The organism is Ningiella algicola, assembly GCF_028401415.2.
In the GTDB taxonomy this organism is placed as follows: Bacteria; Pseudomonadota; Gammaproteobacteria; order Enterobacterales; family Alteromonadaceae; genus Glaciecola.
In genome coordinates this window covers 1,807,658-1,829,478 of sequence record NZ_CP171821.2, presented here as the reverse complement: position 1 = coordinate 1,829,478, position 21,821 = coordinate 1,807,658, and the positions used below count along the sequence as shown (strand labels likewise).

General features: G+C 45.1%; 18 protein-coding genes and 1 other RNA gene. 10 read left to right on the top strand and 9 right to left on the bottom strand.

Features of this window, described 5'->3' with window-relative positions; genetic code table 11:
• Window positions 1–168 precede the first annotated feature (168 nt).
• A complete protein-coding gene (gene nadC / locus PN836_RS08015; RefSeq protein WP_395344721.1) occupies window positions 169–1,050 on the bottom strand; it encodes a carboxylating nicotinate-nucleotide diphosphorylase in 882 nt (293 codons plus the stop codon).
• 173 nt (window positions 1,051–1,223) lie between these two features.
• Here nadC and ampE point away from each other — a divergent pair, with 173 nt between their 5' ends.
• The 6 genes from ampE (at window position 1,224) to PN836_RS07985 (ending at window position 11,331) form a co-directional block, all read left to right on the top strand.
• The gene (gene ampE, locus PN836_RS08010) at window positions 1,224–2,141 is read left to right on the top strand and encodes a regulatory signaling modulator protein AmpE (RefSeq protein WP_395344720.1); all 918 of its coding nucleotides are present in this window, start codon (window positions 1,224–1,226) and stop codon (window positions 2,139–2,141) included.
• A gap of 151 nt (window positions 2,142–2,292) precedes the next feature.
• A complete protein-coding gene (locus tag PN836_RS08005) occupies window positions 2,293–3,063 on the top strand; it encodes a GntR family transcriptional regulator (RefSeq protein WP_395344719.1) in 771 nt (256 codons plus the stop codon).
• 93 nt (window positions 3,064–3,156) lie between these two features.
• Window positions 3,157–5,850: a pyruvate dehydrogenase (acetyl-transferring), homodimeric type gene (aceE, locus tag PN836_RS08000; protein ID WP_395344718.1), complete on the top strand. Its 2,694-nt coding sequence runs from the start codon at window positions 3,157–3,159 to the stop codon at window positions 5,848–5,850.
• A gap of 11 nt (window positions 5,851–5,861) precedes the next feature.
• Entirely contained in the window at window positions 5,862–7,889 is a 2,028-nt protein-coding gene (gene aceF, locus PN836_RS07995) for a dihydrolipoyllysine-residue acetyltransferase (protein ID WP_395344717.1), read from the top strand.
• Between the two features lie 311 nt (window positions 7,890–8,200).
• Complete coding sequence (lpdA, locus tag PN836_RS07990; RefSeq protein WP_395344716.1) at window positions 8,201–9,625, top strand: dihydrolipoyl dehydrogenase; 1,425 nt, start codon at window positions 8,201–8,203, stop codon at window positions 9,623–9,625.
• Between the two features lie 413 nt (window positions 9,626–10,038).
• The gene (locus PN836_RS07985; protein WP_395344715.1) at window positions 10,039–11,331 is read left to right on the top strand and encodes a hypothetical protein; all 1,293 of its coding nucleotides are present in this window, start codon (window positions 10,039–10,041) and stop codon (window positions 11,329–11,331) included.
• Here the strand turns inward: PN836_RS07985 and PN836_RS07980 are convergent.
• A complete protein-coding gene (locus PN836_RS07980; protein WP_395344714.1) occupies window positions 11,328–11,591 on the bottom strand; it encodes a hypothetical protein in 264 nt (87 codons plus the stop codon). The genes PN836_RS07985 and PN836_RS07980 overlap by 4 nt on opposite strands.
• A 184-nt stretch (window positions 11,592–11,775) precedes the next feature.
• On the opposite strand from PN836_RS07980, the gene PN836_RS07975 reads away from it, so the two are divergent.
• From PN836_RS07975 to PN836_RS07960, 4 genes are all read left to right on the top strand, one after another.
• A complete protein-coding gene (locus PN836_RS07975; protein ID WP_395344713.1) occupies window positions 11,776–12,018 on the top strand; it encodes a DUF1289 domain-containing protein in 243 nt (80 codons plus the stop codon).
• A gap of 150 nt (window positions 12,019–12,168) precedes the next feature.
• Complete coding sequence (locus tag PN836_RS07970; protein WP_395344712.1) at window positions 12,169–12,990, top strand: HDOD domain-containing protein; 822 nt, start codon at window positions 12,169–12,171, stop codon at window positions 12,988–12,990.
• Window positions 12,991–13,091: 101 nt separating this feature from the next.
• Window positions 13,092–13,958, top strand: a complete 867-nt coding sequence (locus tag PN836_RS07965) for a DUF481 domain-containing protein (protein WP_395344711.1) — start codon at window positions 13,092–13,094, stop codon at window positions 13,956–13,958.
• Between the two features lie 127 nt (window positions 13,959–14,085).
• On the top strand, window positions 14,086–14,835 hold the full coding sequence (locus PN836_RS07960; RefSeq protein ID WP_395344710.1) for a DUF481 domain-containing protein: 750 nt from the start codon (window positions 14,086–14,088) through the stop codon (window positions 14,833–14,835).
• A gap of 100 nt (window positions 14,836–14,935) precedes the next feature.
• On the opposite strand, the gene serA is transcribed toward PN836_RS07960, so the two are convergent.
• From serA to PN836_RS07925, 7 genes are all read right to left on the bottom strand, one after another.
• Window positions 14,936–16,180 carry a phosphoglycerate dehydrogenase gene (serA, locus tag PN836_RS07955; protein WP_395344709.1) on the bottom strand — a complete coding sequence of 415 codons (1,245 nt, stop codon included), beginning with the start codon at window positions 16,178–16,180 and terminating at the stop codon, window positions 14,936–14,938.
• A 185-nt stretch (window positions 16,181–16,365) separates the two neighbouring features.
• On the bottom strand, window positions 16,366–17,040 hold the full coding sequence (gene rpiA, locus PN836_RS07950; protein ID WP_395344708.1) for a ribose-5-phosphate isomerase RpiA: 675 nt from the start codon (window positions 17,038–17,040) through the stop codon (window positions 16,366–16,368).
• Between the two features lie 171 nt (window positions 17,041–17,211).
• Window positions 17,212–17,868, bottom strand: coding sequence for a 5-formyltetrahydrofolate cyclo-ligase (locus tag PN836_RS07945; protein WP_395344707.1), 657 nt, complete (start codon window positions 17,866–17,868; stop codon window positions 17,212–17,214).
• Window positions 17,858–18,799, bottom strand: a complete 942-nt coding sequence (locus PN836_RS07940) for a nucleoside hydrolase (RefSeq protein WP_395344706.1) — start codon at window positions 18,797–18,799, stop codon at window positions 17,858–17,860. The genes PN836_RS07945 and PN836_RS07940 overlap by 11 nt, the downstream gene beginning before the upstream one ends.
• Window positions 18,800–18,862: 63 nt before the next feature.
• Window positions 18,863–19,810: a ribokinase gene (locus PN836_RS07935; RefSeq protein WP_395344705.1), complete on the bottom strand. Its 948-nt coding sequence runs from the start codon at window positions 19,808–19,810 to the stop codon at window positions 18,863–18,865.
• A 41-nt stretch (window positions 19,811–19,851) separates the two neighbouring features.
• A non-coding RNA gene (gene ssrS, locus PN836_RS07930) (6S RNA) lies at window positions 19,852–20,035 on the bottom strand.
• A gap of 150 nt (window positions 20,036–20,185) precedes the next feature.
• Window positions 20,186–21,793: a PAS domain-containing hybrid sensor histidine kinase/response regulator gene (locus PN836_RS07925; RefSeq protein ID WP_395344704.1), complete on the bottom strand. Its 1,608-nt coding sequence runs from the start codon at window positions 21,791–21,793 to the stop codon at window positions 20,186–20,188.
• Window positions 21,794–21,821: the final 28 nt, after the last annotated feature.

The following is a 21,821-nucleotide window of genomic DNA, read 5'->3' as shown; positions in this document are numbered from 1 at the left end:
CACTTGTCTCTTAAGCTCGGGGTGAAGTATAAATTCAACGCCTTGCTTGTGAAGTATGCAAACACATACTTAAGTGTTGGTTTTAACACGGAGATCTTATCATAAAGTCACCAATAAATAATTAAGTCACTGAATTAAATGGCTAAAATTAGCAATGAAACTCAATACCTAATCTATTAATAACGATAAATCCAATGCCTTTACATGCTTGGTAAGTGCACCAGATGACACAAAATCCACACCGGTTGATGCCAGTTCTAACAGTCTTTCGTCAGTAATATTGCCTGATACTTCCAATTTACACTTGCCACTTGCGAGGGCAACTGCCTCTTGGACTTGTTTGTTGTTAAAATTATCAAGCATTACTGTATCGGCGCCTGCTAAAATAGCTTGATGGAGTTCGTCGATGTTTTCTACTTCTAGTTCTATCGATGTATCCGGTTTTAATCTGCGCGCTTTGCTAATGGCCTTTTGTATGCTGCCACAGGCCTTTATATGGTTCTCTTTTATTAAAAAAGCGTCATACAAACCTATGCGATGGTTTTTACCGCCACCGCAAACTACCGCATATTTTTGAGCCTGTCTATATCTTGGTAGGGTTTTTCGGGTATCTAAAAGTGTCGTTGTAGAGTGCTGTAATAGCTTTGAATAACAATGTGTTACCGTGGCAGTACCGCTTAAAAACTGCAAAAAGTTAAGCGCTGTGCGCTCTGCGGTTAATATGGATCGTGCGTTACCCGACACCTCTACAATAATGTCATTTTCATTCAAGCTGTCGCCATCTGCTTTACGCCAGTTAAGCGTTAAGCTTTTATCTACTTGTGTAAACGCTTCCTGCGCCCACGCTGCGCCACAAAGCACGCCATGTTCTCGTGTAATAATGCGAGCGCGACAGCTTTGCTTATCGTCAATCAACTGAGCAGTAATGTCGAAATCACTGGGAGACGAGCCAAGCTCGCCCTTAGAAGCGTCGTCAAGCAAATCCTCTGTAAGCGCCGCTTGCACATCGCCTTTGATATCGCACTGATAATGATTTAAAAGGTTTTCCAAAGCGCAGTTCTCTCCCTTACCTATTTACTGGTTAAGTTATCGCGCGAAGTATATCAAAACAATGAAACTTCTCTTACGATAATTGTTACTAGGTCAACCAAGATAAACATTGAAGGTTCGTCCATAAACCATATACTTGCTTGTATTGCTTATAAATAACTAACGAGCCTATCGTGACTTTATTTACTGTACTTATTGTTATGGCGCTTGAACGCGTTACAACAAAATCGAAGCAGTTTCATATTGCAAACCTTGCCAATCATTATTTTTCTTTTATTTTGGAAACAAAATGGTTTGCCAGCTTATCTGGAATCATTGCATGTTTGCTCGTGGCCGCTTGTCCAGCTATCGCTGCGTACTTTCTGATGGACTGGCTACCCGGTATCTTGATGTTTCTGGCAAGCATATTGGTGCTTTGGATATGTTTAGGTTGTCCTGTGACCCGCAATACCTACAAACGCTACCTTCAAGCCGCTAACCGAGACGACTTCGAGGCATGTTCTTTACACAGCATGTCGTTTGGCAACGAAGGCGGCCAGCTTGACAACGTTGGCAAGCAGCTCGTGCTTGTTAACTATCGTCAGTACGCGTCAGTGCTTTTGTTCTTTATCTTAACGGGTGTACCTGGACTGATTTTCTATTCCTTAGTAAAGGAATGGGCAAGATATCAAAACGACAAGCTTAATACTGCGCTTAAAGAGCAGGGCGAATCTGAAGTTTCTTCTCAAGCGCAACCGGCTGATCAAGGTGGCGAAATTGAAAAACTTACTAATGCGCATAATGATGCGCTCAAGATTTTGTTCATTCTCGATTGGATCCCCGTTCGCATTACCACCTTTGGCTTTTTGGTCGTTGGCCATTTCACCAACGCGTTCAATGCGTGGTTTGACATTTTGCTGAACGGCTCCATGAGTTCGTATGACGCCCTAGCCAAAGTGGCTCGAGCAGCAGAAGATGTGAGGACGAACAGAGACGACAATAAAGACGTTTGTTTAAACGAACCCCTGCAACTCGTTAAACTCGTTAAGCGCAACATAGTTTTCATTTTAATAGCGCTATCAGTGGCAACAATGGTCGGAGTAGTGTCTTAGAAGTTGCGCTTACTCTTTACCTTTCATAAAAACTCCAATACAATGTTTGGTTAATTGGTATTACCATTTAGTCTTCTGTCAGCCAAAACCAAAGCTTTTAGAGTGGCTTTGGTACACATTCGCAGCGGATAACCTTTAGGTGAAACAGGTCATGATTAAGCAAGCTAAAATTTCAGACATGATCACAGAGCGTCTTGAAACGATGATTGTTGACGGTACCCTTACCGCTGGCGAAAAGCTTTTACCTGAGCGCTTGCTTGCCGAAAAATTCCAAGTTTCGCGCCCATCTCTTCGCGAAGCGATTCAAAACCTTAGCGCCAAAGGCCTAATAGAGCGTAAGCAAGGCGGCGGCACGTTTGTCACCAAAAATTTAAACAAAGCGATGACCGATCCACTGATGGATTTGGTAGCAACTCGCCCTGAGACACAATTTGATTTGCTTGAATTTCGCCATGCGCTTGAGGGGATGGCAGCATACTACGCAGCGTTAAGAGGACAAGAGTCCGATTATGAGGCTTTAAATGACGCGCTCATTAATTTGCACGCGTTGACGTCTGAACAGAATGAAGCAGGAATTGAGCAAGAAGCAAAAGCCCTAACCGAGTTTTATCTGACTATGGCAAAAGCGTCGCACAATATGGTTTTGCTGCATGTGATGAGAACCATGCAAACGATGCTAATTGATAACATTCAACGCAATTTAAGCATGCTCAGAAGTGGGGCAGATGTGGAGCAAGTGATACGGCAACAGCGCGAAGATATTGTGAGTGCCATTGTCAAAGGCGACCCAATAATGGCACGCTCAGCGAGTCATACGCATTTAGAGTTTATTGAGAAAACACTATTAGAAATTAATCAACGCGACGCTAATGTACAAAGACGCATTCGCCGCTTGGATGTGAATAGTGAAGGTAATAATTAAAGCGCTTAACTTGCGCACTATATCAGCAAGCATGAAGGTTCATCTTGCTTTTTTTGAAGATTTTTTATTGAAATACAAGAATAGGAATAAGCTATGGCTGACAATTTGTCTAATACCGCTGAGGGCACGATGAACGATGTTGACCCGCAAGAAACCCAAGAATGGTTAGACGCCCTTGAAGCAGTGCTAGAAGAAGAAGGCGTAGATCGCGCTCACTATTTGCTTGAGTCTTTAATTGAAAAAGCTCGGCGTAATGGTGCACATCTACCCTACGATGCGACCACAGCTTACATCAATACTATCCCCGCTGGCCAAGAGCCAACCATGCCGGGCGACCAAACAATAGAAACCAAAATCCGTAATGCTATTCGCTGGAATGCTCTGATGATGGTACTTCGCGGCTCTAAGAAAGATCTAGAGTTGGGTGGGCATATTTCAAGCTTCGCATCTTCTGCCATGCTTTATGATGTCGGTTTTAACCACTTTTTCCGCGCGCCAACCGAAGACAACGGAGGCGATTATTTGTTTGTACAAGGTCATGCCTCTCCCGGTATTTATTCCCGCGCTTACATCGAAGGGCGATTAAGCCATGATCAGTTGGATATGTTTCGTCAAGAAGTAGACGGTAAGGGATTATCTTCATATCCGCACCCTAAACTGATGCCTGATTTCTGGCAGTTTCCAACGGTATCCATGGGCTTGGGTCCTATGCAGGCTATTTATCTTGCACGGTTTTTAAAATACCTCACTAACCGCGGATTAAAAGACTGCTCAAACCAGCGCGTTTGGTGCTTTATGGGTGACGGTGAAGTGGATGAGCCAGAAAGCTTGGGCGCCATTGGTTTAGCCTCGCGCGAAAACCTAGACAACCTCACCTTTGTGATTAACTGTAACTTGCAGCGCTTAGATGGTCCGGTGCGTGGTAACGGTAAGATTATTCAGGAGCTAGAGGGCGTCTTTCGCGGGGCCGGTTGGGAAGTGCTGAAAGTCATTTGGGGTCGCTATTGGGATCCACTATTAGCCCGTGACGGTTCAGGTAAATTACTCGACGTGATGAACGAAACCGTGGATGGTGAATATCAAAACTATAAAGCAAAAGGCGGCAACTACACGCGCGAAAACTTCTTTGGTAAGTATCCAGAGCTAAAAGAGATGGTGTCAAATATGTCTGATGAAGACATTTGGCGTCTGAACCGTGGTGGTCACGATCCAGTGAAGGTGTATGCAGCTTACAAAAGAGCGACTGAAACCAAAGGCCGACCGCAGGTCATTCTTGCCAAAACCGTTAAAGGTTATGGCCTGGGTGATGCGGGTGAAGGTAAAAACATCGCTCACAACGTGAAGAAGATGGCTGCCGATTCTGTGAAGCAGTATCGCGATCGTTTCAACATTCCATTGTCAGATGACGATTGTGCCGACTTAAAATACTTCAAATTTGAAGAAGACAGCCCAGAGTACAAGTACCTCAAAGAAAAGCGTGAAGCCTTAAACGGTTTTATGCCGGTGCGTCGTCCGAAGTCTACTGAAGAGCTACCTGCGCCTCCGCTTAAAGCCTTTGAGGCAGTTACTAAAGGCTCTGGCGATCGTGAAATATCTACGACTATGGCATTTGTTCGGGTGCTTACGGTAATGCTTAAAGATAAGCAAATGGGTGGCCGAGTGGTGCCTATTATCCCTGATGAAGCCCGTACTTTTGGTATGGAAGGCTTGTTCCGTCAAGTGGGCATCTACTCCAACACGGGGCAAAAATATGTGCCACAAGATAAAGACCAAGTGGCGTACTATCGCGAAGATAAAAAAGGTCAAGTACTGCAAGAGGGCATAAATGAGCTTGGCGCAATGTCGTCTTTTGTGGCAGCAGGTACGTCTTACTCGCTCAACAATCTACCTATGCTCCCAGTCTACATTTACTATTCTATGTTCGGCTTCCAGCGCGTGGGCGATATGGCTTGGGCGGCAGGTGATTCGCAGTGCCGCGGCTTCTTAGTAGGTGGCACGGCAGGGCGCACAACACTAAACGGTGAAGGTTTGCAGCACCAAGATGGTCATAGCCACATTCAGGCTGGCTTGATCCCCAACTGCGTGAGCTATGACCCTACTTATGGCTTTGAAGTTGCGGTCATTGTGCAAGATGGCATTCGCCGTATGCTAGAAGATCAAGAAAACGTGTTCTTCTATTTAACGGTAATGAACGAAAACTACGTGCAGCCAGAAATGCCTAAAGGCTCCCAAGAGGGCATTCTTAAAGGCTTATACTTACTTGATAAAGTGGGCACGGCCAAATCTAAAAAGAAAGTGAAGCTATTAGGCAGTGGCACTATTTTAGTGCAGGTGAGAGAAGCGGCAACACTGCTTCACGATAAATACGGCGTTGCCTCTGAAGTGTATAGCGCCACCTCATTTAATGAGCTTGGACGAGACGGTATAGACTGCGATCGCTTTAACATGCGTAATCCAAAAGGAAAAGCGAAAACGCCTTATATTACCGATGTGCTAAACGATGGTTTTGATGGACCCACTATCGCCGCTACCGATTATATAAAAGCGTATGCCGAGCAGGTGCGACCTTTTGTACCTGGCAGCTACCGGGTGCTTGGTACAGACGGTTTTGGTCGCTCCGACAGCCGCGCCAATTTGCGTCGTCACTTTGAAGTTGATGCAAATCATGTGGCTTATGCAGCACTGTACGAATTGTATAAGCAAGGTGATTTCAGCGAGAAAGAGCTAATGGCAGCGCATAAAGAGCTGGATATTGACGCTGATAAAATTAACCCACTTTACGCATAAGGAGACTGACAATGGCGAATTTAGTTGATGTTGTAGTACCCGATGTGGGTGAAGATGAAGTTGAAGTGATTGAGCTTTGCGTGGAAGTGGGTCAAAAGCTTGAGGCAGAAGATGCATTTGTCACGGTTGAAAGCGATAAAGCCAGTATGGATATCCCGATTCCCTTCGACGGCACAGTCAAAGAAATCTCAGTGGCGGTGGGCGATAAGATTAAGCAAGGCGATGTGCTAGGTAAAGCTGAAGAAGCTGGCAGCGCGGATGACTCTGGTGACAATGCGCCTGAAAAAGAAAAAGAGCAAGACGACGATCAAGACTCCTCAGATGATTGCGATGACTCAGTTGATGACGACAAACCTTCAGCTGGTTCGCATTCTGGCGGAGGTGGTGACGGCGGGGCAGGTCCAATCCTAAACGTAACCGTCCCCGATATTGGTGATGCCGAAGACGTTGAGATTATTGAAATCTTGGTGAAAGAGGGCGATGTTGTTGAAGCTGAAGATGGCCTGATTACCCTTGAAACAGATAAAGCGACCATGGACGTGCCTGCACCACAAGCAGGTAAGGTGCTTGAACTTAAAGTGGCAGTGGGCGACAAGGTGTCTATGGGCTCTTTGGTGTTGACACTGACCACTGAAGGTGATGGCAAAGGCTCTGATGATAAACCCTCGGTTAAAGAGGATGAGGCGCCTACTCCTAAAGCTGAGTCAACTGGCACCAGTATTATTGAAGTAACCGTGCCGGATATTGGTGATGCAGAAGATGTCGATGTGATTGAAGTGCTTGTTGCCTCTGGTGACAAGGTGGAAGCGGAAGATGGCCTTATTACGCTTGAAACTGACAAAGCCACAATGGACGTGCCTGCCCCTGAAGCTGGTATTATCAAAGATTTGAAAATAAGCGTAGGCGATAAAGTATCAAAAGGGTCGTTGGTGCTAACCCTTGAAGTGGCAGGTGGCAGCACAAAAGAGACATCTGACTCGTCAAAACAAGAGGCGCCTAAGCAAGAAACACCGAAACAATCCGCTCAAAAGCCAGCCGCTCAGCAAGCAAGCGCTCAAAAAGCGCCGCCTGTGCCGCATCATCCGTCTGCGGGTGCAAAGAGCAAATCGGGTAAAGTGCATGCATCTCCATCGGTACGACGTTTGGCACGTGAGTTTGGGGTTGAGCTGACGCAAGTTCAGGGTTCAGGTCGCAAGAACCGCATCCTTAAAGAAGATGTGCAGTCGTATGTAAAATACGAGCTTTCGCGTCCCAAGGCGAGCGCTGGTGCAGTGAGTGCTCAGGGTGAAGGTGGTTTGCAGGTTATTGCTCAGCCAAAAGTCGATTTTAGCAAGTTTGGCGAGATTGAAGAGAAGCCGCTAACGCGTATTCAAAAATTATCTGGTCCTAATTTGCATCGAAATTGGGTGACTATCCCTCACGTCACGCAATTTGAAGAGGCGGACATTACCGACCTTGAAAGTTTCCGTAAGGAACAAAACGCCATCGCTGAGAAGCGCAAGCTAGGCGTTAAAATTACGCCGCTTGTGTTTATGATGAAGGCGGTTGCCGATGCGCTTAAACAATACCCCACCTTTAATACTTCCTTGTCGACAGATGGTGAGTCCTTAATTCAGAAGAAGTATTATCATATTGGTATTGCTGTTGACACGCCAAATGGCTTAGTAGTGCCGGTGGTGCGTGACGTAGATAAAAAAGGCATCATTGAAATCTCAAAGGAGCTGATGGAAATTTCAGTGAAGGCGAGAGATGGCAAGCTAAAATCTGCCGATATGCAGGGCAGTTGCTTTACTATTTCAAGCTTAGGCGGCATTGGCGGTACGGCATTTACGCCAATTGTGAACGCGCCTGATGTGGCAATATTGGGCGTAAGTAAATCTGAGATAAAACCAAAGTGGGATGGTAAAGCGTTCCAGCCTCGCTTAATGTTGCCGCTGTCCTTGTCATACGATCACCGCGTGATCGATGGCGCACTAGCAGCCAGATTTGCAGTACACCTTGGCGAATGCCTAGCGGATATTCGTCGCATTCTGTTGTAGTGCTTGTTGCATGGCTAGGGGGAGAAGAGGGGGTGTGCTATATGTAAGGCGCTGTGAACCCGTCAATGGGCGCTCGGCACGGGCGTCCTTGCCCGTGACGCTTACATATAGCACACCCCCTCTTCTCCCCCCAGCCATGCAAAAATACATGAATGTGTTTGAGCTTGTCCAGATGTGAACAAGCGAGTAAAAAATGGAAAAAAGTGGGTTGTGCGGTCTACCCCTGCGGCAATTTTAACGTACAATACGCGCAAATTAGCATCGGCTATTAAGTAAGTCGAAACAAACAGAAACAGTCAATTGAGGTCATAATGAGCGAAATTAAAACGCAATTAGTGGTACTTGGTGCAGGTCCTGGTGGATATTCAGCCGCATTTAGAGCTGCTGATTTAGGTATTGATACCGTAATTGTGGATGCAAGAGACACGCTGGGCGGCGTTTGTCTGAATGTTGGGTGTATCCCGTCAAAAGCACTCCTTCATGTTGCAAAGGTGATTCAAGAAGCCAAGCACTTATCAGCGCACGGGGTTTCATTTGGCGAGCCCACCTTTGACCTTGATAAAATCCGTGCTTATAAAGACGGTGTGGTGGGTCAGTTGACGAAGGGCTTGTCGGGCATGTCTAAGATGCGCAAAGTAAACTTTGTGCAAGGCTACGGTAAGTTTACGGGCGCAAACACCTTGGAAGTTGAAGGTAAAGACGGCAAAACGACCATTAGCTTCGAAAATGCGATTATCGCTGCGGGTTCAGAACCTGTAAACCTTCCGTTTATTCCGCACGACGACGAGCGGGTAATTGACTCTACTGGCGCTTTGGAGATGAAAGACATTCCAGAGAAAATGCTGGTGTTAGGTGGCGGTATCATTGGTCTTGAAATGGGCACAGTCTACCACGCACTTGGTTCGCAAATAGATGTGGTCGAGTTTTTAGACCAGTTAATGCCAGCAGCCGATAAAGACATTGTTAAAGTCTACATGAAGACTATCAAAAACAAATTCAACACAATGCTAGAAACCAAAGTCACGGCAGTTGATGCGAAAAAAGATGGTTTATATGTCACCTTTGAAGGGAAAAATGCGCCAGCAGAACCTGTTCGTTATGACCGCGTGTTAGTGGCAGTGGGTCGCAAGCCAAACGGTTCGCTTGTTGCCGCTGAGAAAGCAGGCGTGAATATTGATGAGCGCGGGTTTATTAATGTAGATAAGCAAATGCGAACGAATGTCAGTCACATTTTTGCGATTGGCGATTTGGTCGGGCAACCTATGCTGGCGCATAAAGCGGTTCATGAGGGGCATGTTGCAGCAGAAGTTATTTCGGGCAAAAAACACTACTTTGACCCACGATGCATTCCATCAGTAGCCTATACTGAACCAGAAGTTGCATGGGTAGGCCTGACTGAGAAAGAAGCAAAAGAGCAGGGAATTAGCTATGAAACTGCTAGCTTTCCATGGGCAGCATCTGGCAGAGCTATCGCATCGGATGCAACCGATGGTATGACTAAGCTGATTTTTGATAAAGACAGCGATCGCTTAATTGGTGGTGCATTGGTAGGTACCAATGCGGGTGAAATGCTAGGTGAAATTGGCCTGGCGATTGAAATGGGTGCGGATGCAGAAGATATTGCATTGACTATCCACGCTCACCCTACCTTAAATGAGTCCATTGGTCTGGCAGCAGAGATTTTCGAAGGTAGCATTACTGACATGCCAAACCCGAAGGCTAAGAAAAAGAAATAGTCGCTTTAGTTAACCTCAACTCGGGATAAGCGACAGCGCCAAGTAGCGCTAAAAACGTGAATTACTGCGTTGCAAAAGCGAGCAATAGAATGACTATTACGTCACTTTTGCGCCTTGCACTTCACGTTTTTATCACTACTTGGTGATAATTTAATAAATACATAGTTAAAACATGCATTTGCACTATCGCTTATCCCGAGTTGAGGTTAATTAAACTGACATGTGAGAAATGAGAACCAGCATCCCAAAGCGATGCTGGTTTTTTTTGCGTATACAAAAATCGCACACACTGAAGTCGACTTTTCTCAGGCTTGAAAACTCAAAAGATGAATAGCAAAACGTATTTTGAATACTTGCAGGTATTTCTAAGCAATGAAATGATAACTGTCCTCACATCAGTATTAGGTTGGTGTATGCGATTTAGATTTTTCAAATTGTGCTTAACAATCACATTTACCCTTTTCTTTGCCTTATTTATTCGCATTAGCGCAGCTTCTGCTGATGACGCACTATTTGATAGTGGCGACGTATACAGGGACTATGTATGGACTGTTGAATCCACTGAAGATGATGGTTTTTTGCGAGTTGGCGGGAATTATGGGTATTTAACCGACAAGAAGCTAGAGGACATTGGTTTTCATCAAAACGGTTTTATTCCCTTCGGCCATAGCCTGGACTTAGACAAAGCGGTAAGCGCAAAACTTATTGTTGAAAAACTACTTTCCCACGAAGGCACCACCGGTTTTGCCGTGCAAATTAATCAGAGCGATGTATTAGCCTTTCCAGAATCGCCCCACATTCCAGAGCCACAAACTGAATTTCCGCATTTGTTTTTGCCGTATGTTGATGTTCCGATAAGCGCCCTAAATGAAGGGGAAAACAATGCCTTCAAATTCACCGTTAACGAAGCCCACCCTTGGGACTGGCCGCAGCATCTGGTATATGGGATAACGCTTCGAGTTTATTACAATTCTGCAAAAGCCCATAGCCGTGCGACGGTTAACAGACCACCAAACAACGAGATTCAGTTGTCTACAACGCTTAGTGTGAGTAGCCAAGGTCCTGTCCACAAAGTGGACTACATTGGGAGGTTTGAGGACGTTGACTTTAATGGAAATGGTCAGCGCTACAAATGGCAGTACGCCATTCATAAGGGTAAATTAGGCAATCATATTGGTACAAGCCAAAAAGCACCGCATTCTTTTCAATGGGATAGCACGTGGCTTCCTGAACAAAGCCGAGCGATTGAAATTCTTGCCATTGTGACTGCGCCTGACGGCATCGCTTATGTGACTCCCGTCGTTGATGACTTATCATTGTCACGCAGCCACAGCATTGAAATGGCGTGGCTAAATGACGTTGAAGACCACTGGACAACCCGCAGTAAAGCCGTAGATGCGGAATTTACATTAACGGGCGATGTAGAAAAAGCAAGTGCTGCTAAAATGTATTGGGCAAGCTGGTCATCTTGTTACAGCCACGGTGTTGTTATTAACGGCTATCTTACTTACACCGGTATGGATGAACCTTGTTATACCTATGAGCAACATGAGGTCGCAATTAAACCCTCTGTTTTGATGCAAGGAAAAAACAGTTTGCATACGCCCCTTACGCCGCTTTACAAAGGGCAAATAGTGCATGGAATGGAGGTTTTATATCCGGGTATGATGATAAAAGTGAAGTACGATAAGAAACCTAGGCCTTAGCCTCTTCGTGCGCGAGACAGATGTTTCTTTGGACGAAAGTGCCGTTCAAAAAAGGCGTCTTTTACTGTGCGTTTATCTTTAAGCAGAATCACCCGCAAATACTGACCGCCTTGCCTATTAATCTTCGCATAGTGGCTGACTCGTCCGTTCTCGTGGGTCACTATACATTCAGGTGAATAGTAGGCCGTTTCGACCCATGCTCGTTCAATCCCTTGCTCATTCTGTGTAAGCTTGTTTTCAAAGTACTCGGTTGTTTGCAATCCTTTGCTTCCTGCTCAATCATCCTTGATGCTGAAAGCCTATCCAAAGTTTATCATTCATAAAACTGAACCTAGTGAGGGTTTTCGTTAAGCGCACAGAGCACTGTACAAAAAGCCATCTCTCATGTTTGAGCATGCTCAGTCTATAATGGCAAGCGATGCTGTTTGCAACGCGTGAGGTAAGATGCGCCAGTTAGAATTTTTCGACATTCCAAGTCCTTGCATTGGCGTATGCGAGTCAGGTCCCCGTGGATACTGTATTGGTTGCTTTAGAAGTCGAGAAGAGCGCACGCACTGGCATTCCATTGACGACAGCACTAAGCGTGTGATTGTGCAGGCCTGCAACAGGCGAAAACGCGCCTATCTAGGTCGGAAAAATAAAACGCAAGACAGTGATGTACACTTTAATCAGGGCTCCCTCTTTTAATTCCTTCATTTGTACTCAAGCATCCAATGCAATTTACCATCGCCATTACGTAAGAGGTATACCGAGCATTTCGTAGGTATAAATTGCTGAACGCAAGATGCACATTGAAATGGCTATACTCGCTTCAATTTCATTATTTCGAGCATGTTGATGTCTGTAGCGTCTATCGTAAAATTAGCTTCTCAATCTTTCACCTTACCTCATACCTGTGTGCGTTTACAAACCCTACTCGATGATCCCAAAAGTGATATCGACGACTTGGCGCAGGTCATGTCTTTAGATCCGTCAATGACTGCCAAAGTACTTAAACTGGCAAACAGCGCACTATTTCGCTTCCCTGCACAGGTGTCGTCTGTACCAAAGGCATTGAGTATTATAGGGGGTGAGGCAGCATACAATATCTCGATGGCAGAAACGGCAAATAACGCCTTTCGAGCGTTTGACAGCTCGCTCATCGATTTTGAAAAATTCTGGTACAAGGCGGTGCTATCGGGCTTAGTTGCTAAAGCACTGGCGCAGCAGAAGCAAGTAAGAGGTAGTGAGCGATACTTTGTGTTAGGCATTCTTCAGCATTTGAGCGAACTGATCTGCGCTGCTCATATGCCAGAAAAATACATAAACTATCTTGAGTTAAGCGACACTATTTTACCTGCACAAGCGCAAGTAGAAGTGTTTGATTTTACCTTTGCTCAATGCAGCGGTTTGATCCTTGAGAAGTGGAATTTGCCCGAAAGCCTTCACTTGCCCTTGAGCCAAGTTGATTTATCTCACTCACCTCTTCAAAGCTTTGAAGCAAGCATTTTGTACACCTCACAAATAATGGCTCACTTTGAAGACGGCAGAGGCGTGACCTCTCATCAAGGAGTGTGCAGTGAAACGCTTAAGATGATTGGATTGCAGGAATATGAATATGATATCATTATTGAATTCGCGCTTGCTGAGTCCTTAAAAATTGCTGCTAGTTTGAAGTAGCACATCATTTACGGCCGCCAAGTCGCGTTAAAACTATAATAATTAAACCATGTTGATTAGCGATCGCGTAGTCGCTTAATTTCAGTTAGTGAATGCGACACATGAAAGTACTCGTCTTATTTGTCATCTTAATACTCGCTCATGGATGTTTCGCTGACGAGCGTGAAAGTGCCTCCCAAGTCCAAGAGCTACACAAAAAGAAAGCCTCCGATTTTTTCAGAAATCCTCACAGAAAACGTAATTTAATCAAGTTGCTAACCGTAAAGCCTGAGCAGCTTTTTGCCGGTGAAGAGGAAAACTTTCCTTCGTTTGAGCTTGACGGTGAGTTTGGGTTTTTGGTGACAACGGGAAATACTAATACCAGCATGCTTAAAGCCGCGTTTGAGGCTGACCATGAGCTAGAGCACTGGAGCAATCAATATTCACTTCAAGTGTTAACGAGAAGTACGAGAGTCGACGAAGAAGATGCTGACGATATTGAAACTAATCGCCTTTTATTTTCCGCGCAAATTGATTACAAGCTTAGTACGCCTACCAACAGGCTGTTTTTATTTGCACAGTACGATGACAACCAATTTTTGCGTTTACGTGATCAGCTCACGGCCGTAATGGGCTGGAGTCAATTGGCCTTGAAAAAAGACCACACCTCTTTTCGATATAGTCTTGGACCTGGTTGGACGCGTTCGACCAGAGATGACACTGGACTGATTATCGAAGAAATGATCGTAAGGGCGACTGCAAACTATGCCTATCGCTTTCAAAATGATACTCGCTTTCGACAGTCGATTAGCGCGGAAGTAGGAGAGTTATTTACCAATGCTCGATCGCAAACCTCCATCAGCGCGAAAATTTTTGAGCGCTTCGCGATGAAACTGAGTTTTGAGATGGCCGTGGACGAAAATGTGTCGCGAAATATAGACAGATTCACCACGCAGACCAGTATTTCTATGGTCTACCAGTTTTTTTGATTGGATTGTTGCTTGAATTTGTTTACCATTGCGCCCTTTAGCTATCAGAGCGTTCTGCTCTGTTTGTGATAGCGTAAGACTTCACACACATCGTAAGATAAATCGGACTACATTTAATGGACACGCTATGAATACTAATACGCTTACACTCTTTATTGCACTTGGCTTAGCCTCAACTTCGGTAATCGCACAAGAAGAGGAGCCAAAGCCGTTTACGCTAGATGGTGAGTTTGGATTTATTGCCACTACAGGTAATACAGACACCACGTCAATCTCCTTCGGCCTGAATGCGACGCAGGAGCTTGAAAGGTGGAGCAATGTATACTTGGTTGAAGGGTTATACAGCGAAGACACTACTCGAAATGAGGCTGGTGAGGACGTGACCAATACAACGGCGCAACGTGTATTTGGCTCTGCGCAGGCTAATTACAAGTTAGAAAATCCTAATCATCGTCTGTTTGGATTTGCGTCTTATGAAGATAATCGCTTAAGCAACTTTGAATATCAGGCCACCATAGCTGCAGGTTGGAACCAATTATTATGGGAAAACGATACCTCATCTTTCGATTACAGTATTGGTCCGGGTTATACTTTTTCTGAAGACATTAACGGAGAAAGCTTAGATGGCTTTGTGGTGCGTGCGGCAGCCGACTACAACTGGAATATTTCTGAAACGTCGCAGTTTACACAAACCTTTTCGACGGAGATTGGTGATGAAAATACGCGTACCCGTTCCGAAACCGCGCTTACTGCCCAGCTTTTTGGTGGATTAGCCCTTCGCGTATCGCTTCTGCTTAATCACAATACAGAAGCATCCGAAGACCGCGACAAACTTGATACTGAAACGGCCGTTACCTTGGTTTACAGCTTCTTCTAAACGTTCATTGGCGTTTATAGTAAAGCGCTAGTGATAAGAAGTGACTTCTTTGAGTTTGTCACTTCTTATCACTAGCGCTTTTTTATCTATGCTTAGCTGGTTACCAGTGCAGCATACGGGTTTTAATCGTTCCTTCAATCTGGGTAAGATGTTCAAAGGCTTCATCGGCATTCTCGGCATCAACGTCCACTACCACATAACCAATATCTTCGTTTGTCTGTAAATACTGCGCTGCAATATTAATGCCTTTGTCGGCAAAGGCTTGGTTAATTTGCGTCATCACGCCAGGACGATTCTTGTGGATGTGCAGCAAGCGAGAACGCTCAACATGCTCAGGTAGTGAGACTTCTGGGAAGTTGACCGCTGATAGGGTGGAGCCATTGTCAGAATACTTAATTAATTTGCCCGCGACTTCAATGCCAATGTTTTGCTGAGCCTCTTGCGTAGAGCCACCTACGTGTGGCGTAAGAATGACATTATCGAATTTGCGCAGCGGTGACTCAAATTCTTCAGTATTGGATTTGGGCTCGATGGGAAACACATCAATCGCCGCGCCATTGAGTTTGCCGCTTTCCATAGCTTGACATAAGGCATCAATATCAATGACGGTTCCGCGAGCGGCATTGATTAGAATTGCGCCTTGTTTCATCTCATTTAGTTCAGCTTCACCAATCATGTTTTGGGTATGTGTGGTTTCTGGCACATGCAAACTTACAATGTCTGAGGTGTTCAACAGACGTTTGAGTGACTTGATTTGAATTGAGTTGCCAAGCACAAGCTTATCTTCAATATCGTAAAACTGCACGCGCATGCCTAAATGTTCTGCCAAAATACTTAGCTGGGTGCCAATGTGGCCGTATCCAATAATACCGAGCGTTTTGCCGCGCGCTTCGTAAGAATCAATCGCGCTTTTTTCCCATTCGCCTCGATGCGCTTTGGCGTTTTTACGCGGAATGCCGCGCAGTAACAATATGATTTGACCAAGAACAAGCTCGGCGACTGAGCGCGTATTGGAGAAGGGGGCGTTAAACACCGGTACGCCTCGCAGTAAGGTAGCTTGCAGGTCAACCTGATTGGTACCAATACAAAAACAGCCCACCGCAACGAGCTTTTTGGCGTGAGCCACCACATTTTCGCTTAACTGGGTGCGTGAGCGTATCCCCACAAAATGCGCATCTTGAATTTTATCAATGAGCTCGTTTTCAGGAAGGGAAGTTTTAAGCGCTTCTATATTGCTGTAGCCCGCATTTTGAAAAGTCTCGAGGGCGCTATTGTGTAGGCCTTCTAAAAGGAGAATTTTAATTTTATCTTTTGCGAGGGACTTTTTGTTTACGGTGGAACTCATATCGTGGAGGTGCTCGTGGTTATAGGGAGATAGTGTAAGACATCTAGACGTCTATTTTATTGGCACAGAAGATATCAAAATTCCAGCATAGAGCAAAGTATAAAATCGCGTTGGCTTATAGCAATTAAGCACAATGCCAAGCCCAATCTTATATGTGTAACTATCTTAAGTTCAGCTTAACTCTGTTAATTCGAATTTAAACGCTGGACGCCATTTTCATCGGCAACAAGCGCAACATCAGCAGCGCGTCGAGCAAATATTCCATTGGTGACTACGCCAGTAATCTGGTTAATTTCAGACTCAAGTTTACTTGGCTCAAGAATAGTTAGGTTGTGCACGTCTAAAATAACATTGCCGTTGTCGGTTATGCAGCCTTCTCGGTATACCGGGTCGCCACCGAGTTTGACGATTTCTCTGGCAACGTATGAGCGAGCCAGTGGAATGACTTCAACTGGGAGTGGATACTTACCCAGTACTGGCACTACTTTGCTATCGTCTACAATGCAAACAAAGGTTTTTGCTACTGCTGCGACAATTTTTTCTCGAGTAAGCGCAGCGCCGCCACCTTTAATCATGTGCATGTGTTCGGTAATTTCATCTGCCCCGTCCACGTAAATGTCAAAGCTGCTTACTTCATTTAAGTCGTATACATCAATACCGTGTTTTTTGAGACGCTCTGTGGAGGCGTCTGAACTTGAAACTGCGCCTTCAAAGAGTTGCTTTTTGTCTGCTAGCGCGTCAATAAAATAATTCACTGTAGAGCCTGTTCCCACGCCAACAATGCTATCAGCGTCTAGATGCTCAAGCGCATACTCAACAGCGGCATGCGCCACTGCGCGTTTTTTTTCATCTTGCGTCATCAGTATCTCGCTTATTTATAATTGTGGTTTCAGTTTGGGAGCTAGGGCACTTGAGGGAAAGAGGAGTCTCGCCTCCAGAAAGCCGCTGTGAACCCGTCCATGGGCGCTCAGCGAAATCATCCATGATTTCGATGCTTTCTGGAGGCGAGACTCCTCTTTCCCTCAAGTGCCCTAGCTCCCAAACTGAAAAAAAGTCGTTGGCGTCAGAATATTCCCAAGAGGCTCATCCCAAGCCTGCGCCGGTAGTGCAAGCGTTTTTTGTATATCATACGCCAATCCGATGATCTTCGGAGCCTTTTCGCTTGTTTTATTCAAGCCAGCTCTCTTTAGGCCAGCTAAGGTACGATCGTAAAATCCGCCGCCCATACCGAGTCGATTTCCACTTTCATCAAAGGCTACCAATGGCGTAAACAAAATATCTAATTTATTAGTAGGGCACAGCTCACTGCAGTTAAGCACCGGCTCAGAAATGCCATAGCCATTCGCCTTCATGATTGTATTTTTATCATACGCTAAGAATATCAAATGCCCACTGCAAAACGGATGAAGGACCGGCAGGTAAACCACCTTGCCTTGTGACCATAAGTATTCAATTAAGGGGCGTGTATCTAACTCGCTGTCGCTAGTCATGTAAAGTGCGATGCGTTCGCAATCATCAAACAACTCTAAGGCTTTACATCGCTCTAAAAGCGCTTGAGCAGCGCTTTGTTTCTCGCTTGAGTTTAGTGAGCGTCGTCGTTCTCGAAAGGTTTGCCTGAGCGTATTGCGAATTTGCATAATGCTGGCATTAGCTGTTACGGGCAATTCATCGCGTGATTCAGTTTCCATAGGTATCAATAAAGAGCTTAGTTAAGCGTTTATGATCAACTTTCGTTGCAACTTTAACAAGTGGCATATCAAGCCATAAATCACTCGTAGTTGTGCCCACTGGCGCAAAACTGGTTTGTCCTTGATGCAACGGGTCTGTGCCTACTCGAATATGCCCTTCGGTCATCTCAAATAAGTCGGGTTGTATCATATATGCGAGCGGAAAAGCGTCGTGGAAAAAACACACGCGTTCTGATTTACCTTGCGAGTAAAAGTCAGTATAAAACTCAGCGGCTTTTTTTACAAAGCCGCCTAGAACTGAGTTTTGACTTTCAAGACGAGTGGTAAAGTCAGGTGCAAAAGGTAAATCGTAGGTCACATCAAGCCCAAACATATTGACTGTCCATCCGGCAGAAAAGACGATATTTGCTGCATGGGCATCATTCCAGATGTTGGCTTCTGCTACTGGCGTTACATTGCCTGGCGCGAAGGCAGAGCCACCCATAATATTTACGGCTTTTATCAAACGCGGTAGTTCAGGCTCGAGTTTTAAGGCTAAAGCTAAGTTACTAAGTGGGCCAACGGCGACAAGCGTGATTTCACCCGGATGCTTTCGTGCGCTTTGCACAATAAATTCTGCAGCGCTTTGTTGCTGTATTGTGCCCTTGGGTGGTGGGTGTTTGATATTGCCAAATCCGTCGTCGCCATGAACAAAATGCGCATAGCTTGATTCGGGGCCAACGTGAGGCATACCTGCTCCTTTGAATACAGGTATATCAAGTTTGGCAAGCTCAACCAAACTCAAGGCGTTTTGCGCCGACATCTCTACTGGCACGTTGCCAAAAACCGTGGTTAATCCTAGTATTTCGAACTCAGGAGACTGAAAAGCAAAGAAAATAGCCATCGCATCGTCGATGCCGGGGTCGGTGTCCAGAATGATTTTTTGCGTCATATTCTCATAGTCTTTAAGTGTGTGCGGGTTATCCGAGTGTCATTAGGTGCTTATGTTGTGTGCCTAAACTCGGTGCTTTCGTAAAAATTCATCCACTTCATCTGCGCTTGGAACAGAAGGTGAAGCGCCATGGCGAGTGACGCATATGGCCGATGCAGCGCATGCTCTGGTGAGGGCCTGTGTGATTGCTGCATCTTGGTTTGAGAGTTCATTAGTATTATGCGCGTCTATTGTACTTTGTAACATCGCGTATTGTGCTAAAAAGAAGCCAATAAAAGTGTCACCAGCGGCTGTGGTGTCCACCGCTGTCACTGAAAATGCATCCACATGAATGACTTTCGATTGCTTGATAAAACGCACGCCTTTTTTACCCAAAGTAAAGAGCACTTCGGTTTTTTCAGACATGTCTAATAGAGCCTGCTGCGCCTCGTCAATTGACTCAGTCCCAGTCAGCTGCTTTGCTTCAATTTCGTTAACGATAAGCATGCTGACTTTTTCAAGAGGAAGGTCTTTTACCGCTTCAGTCATGGGAGCGGGATTGAATGCTACGGGAATTTTATGGGCAAATGCGGTTTCAATAATTACATCAATATCGTTGGTTTCGTTTTGAAGCAGCACCCAGTCACCTTCATTTGCATGAGAAAGCGCATTTTTGACTATCTCGTCGGTCAACAAGTGATTCGCCCCGGGGAATAAAATAATGGCGTTCTCGCCTTGTGCGTTCACTTGAATTATCGCGTGACCCGAAGGTGTATGATTTTGTTGAACCACAAACTTCATGTTCACAGAAGCATCTAACATAGGGCTAAGCATATTTGCATCGTTGCTGTGAATGCTGCCTACATGAAATGTGCTTGCACCGGCTTTGGCACATGCAATGGATTGATTTGCTCCTTTACCGCCTAATATGGCGTCGTATGCACTAGAGCCGAGCGTTTCGCCGGGCTGAACGAAGTGAGGCACATTGTATACATGGTCAATGTTGATTGAGCCAAAATTGAATATAGCCATCAAATTCCTGCTGAATAAGTCTGTTTATGTTGCTAAAAAAGGCGCCTCCCAAAATGCCGCTGTATACTTTTCGTCCGTGCGCCGAATAGGACACGGTGGAGGTATTATCGTCACCGTAGGCTTCTCGATACGAGCCGAGCTTGCACAATAGCAACAGAGGCAACCCCCTGGGTTTATAGCATCGGCCAGGAACATGCAGCATACTGGCTAACATTTCAGGAAGCATTGTTTGTGATAAATAGACTGCGTTTGACGATGTTAAGTCAAAGCCTTGTCAGACCCTTTGAGTTCACAAAACGTGCTTACGACCGTCCTTGGAAGGGTCGCAAATAGTAACGCATCCACAGTAAATATCAAACAGAACAATCAGCGTTTTTATGTATTTATGCTTAGCAAGGTGGAAAGCAACTTTTGTTTAGTGAAAGGTTTGGTTAAATGGCTATGCATACCGGCTTGTCGGCAACGCTCTAATGTCTCGTTGTATCCGTCAGCCGAAACCGCAATTATTATGGGGATTTTTTGAGACGACATGTGGCTACTGCTCGATGAGTCTTGCGCACTTAGCAATTCTGTCTGCAGGTTATCGGCTGAAACAGCCGCTTCTGACAATATATCTCTGGTCGTTTGAAAGCCGTCTTTTCCAGGCATATTAAGGTCCATAAGAATGACGTCATAATCCGCATGTTGCTTTGCTTTCTCAATTGCTTCTTCTCCACTGCTTGCCCAATGGAGGCGAGCTGCATGTTCTTTAAGCATAGATTTGGCGATTTCTAAGTTAATTTCGTTGTCATCAACAATAAGTACGTTGCCAACATAAATGTCTTTTTTGAGCGCTTGTGTTGACGCACGGTCTATTGTTTCTGGGACCTGTGTTTGAAAGGCGATTTTGCAATCAACACTCACGCGAGTGCCTTTATCTAGCTCACTTTCCATGCTAAGTGTATGCCCCAGCTCCTTGCACAGCCTTGCTACGATTTCCAGTCCTAAACCGGCTCCAACAACTTCCTTCACTTGTGCTGTTTCCCGAGAGTATGCTTCAAACGCTTTATCAACATCCTTTATTCCAGCACCAGAATCACTTACCAAGATTTTGATATGATCATTTACTCTTGATGCAGAAATGCAAACCAGACCTTTGTCCGTATATTTAATCGCGTTATTAACAAGGTTACCGATGATTTGTGTAAGCCTTATTTTATCTGTCTGCACGGCGAACTTAGATATTTCATCAGGAATTTCTAGGCGGAATGTTAACCCTTTGGACAGCGCCCGCGCTTTGTTAAGATTGCTAACATAGTTGAGCACAACGGCTAGCGGAACAGCCTCTACACTTGTATTAAGCTTGTCTTCTTGCAACGTTCCCAAGGTAAGCAAGTCGTCTAACAGCACCAATAATTGCTCACCACAGCTTGCTATGGTCTCAAGCTCATTGCTAATGCTCATGTCAGTATTTTTTAGTTTGAGCATATCCGTAATGCCAATTATGCCATGCAAAGGCGTGCGAATTTCATGCGACATTCGAGCAAAAAATCGCTCTCGTAAGGCTATCACTTCTTTCATCTTAAGTTCTGAGCTTTTGATTTTAGTGATATCGGTATGTGCGCCAAGCATTCGAATAGGATTACCATCTTTATCGCGAATTGCCATGCCTGAGCACTTTATCCAAACAGTATGGCCGAGCTTGTGGCGGTATCTAACCACCTGATCATAAGGGTAGTCTGGATCTGCGCAGTGTTTTTGGAAATTTTCTACCGCGAGGTCAAGGTCTTCCTTAAAAATGAGCTCTTGCCATTCTTCTGCTAAATGCCGCTTTTCTTTTGGGTCAAAGCCTAATGTGAGCCAAAAATTAGGGCTCATCCATTCGTATTCAGGGGCATCTAAGTCCCAGTACCATAAGCCGTCCAAGCATGACTTCTCAATGAATGAAAAGATCCGGCGGTCGTTTTCGATAAGCTCATATAGCTCTGATTCCAAGCGATGCATAGACAGCTACTTCTCTTGATTAGCGAGT